The 679-nt window shown below is 49.6% G+C and carries 2 protein-coding genes; both read right to left on the reverse strand.

The features are described from left to right. Positions 1-290, reverse strand: a 290-nt coding sequence (locus tag ACTNBR_RS16480) for a sigma-70 family RNA polymerase sigma factor (RefSeq protein WP_441019265.1), incomplete at its 3' end; no start/stop codon positions are given. 94 nt (positions 291-384) lie between these two features. After that, a partial coding sequence (locus ACTNBR_RS16485) for a sigma-70 family RNA polymerase sigma factor (protein ID WP_441019267.1) occupies positions 385-679 on the reverse strand: 295 nt, incomplete at its 5' end.

Raw genomic sequence — 679 nt, forward strand, 5'->3', positions numbered from 1 at the left:
CCGTCCACCGTGACTAATACTTGATAGAGATTTTCGCTCTCAATCTCTTCCAGTAACTCCGCAACCGTACCCACTTCCGCCTGCCGCTCCCTGCCTGCCATGTCCTCAAGATATTCCGCAACGTCATTCGTCCATCGGTAAAACCGCCTGTTGGAATTGAAGTCTGCCCTGTCCGCCATGCGTATCTGCTCAATGGTCGCTTCATCAACGCCGCACTCACGCAGCAGCTTTTCCTCCGCTTCTTTCCAGATACGCCATTTCCTGTCCTCCCGTCCGTGGTTGTATGCCATTCTTACTTCCTCCAATCAGAATTGATTGAGAGGGCAGAGAAAAGCCCCCTCATCTTCCCAAAGGAAAAAACAAGGGGGCTGAACGCCTTAAATTTTAATTTTCTATTATCTTTCTTAGTTTTATTAGGATTCTGGCTTTGCGTTTGTTTACAACGCTCTGGGTTATGCCCAACCTCGCCCCGACTTCACGCTCGGAAAGTCCGTCAAAAAAGATTGCCTGTATCAGCTCCTGTTCACTATCCGACAGCAAAGGCAGGGCGGCTTTCAGCCTGTCCACCATGACCGCATTGACAACGGTTTCTGCAATGTCCACCGCTTCATCAGTGATAAAGTCCAGAGGATTCCCCTCGCTGTCCGTAAATCCGTCGAGAGATAGCAGTCTATTCTTT

This window comes from Bariatricus sp. HCP28S3_F11 (genome assembly GCF_052065395.1).
Lineage (GTDB): Bacteria > Bacillota > Clostridia > Lachnospirales > Lachnospiraceae > Allocoprococcus.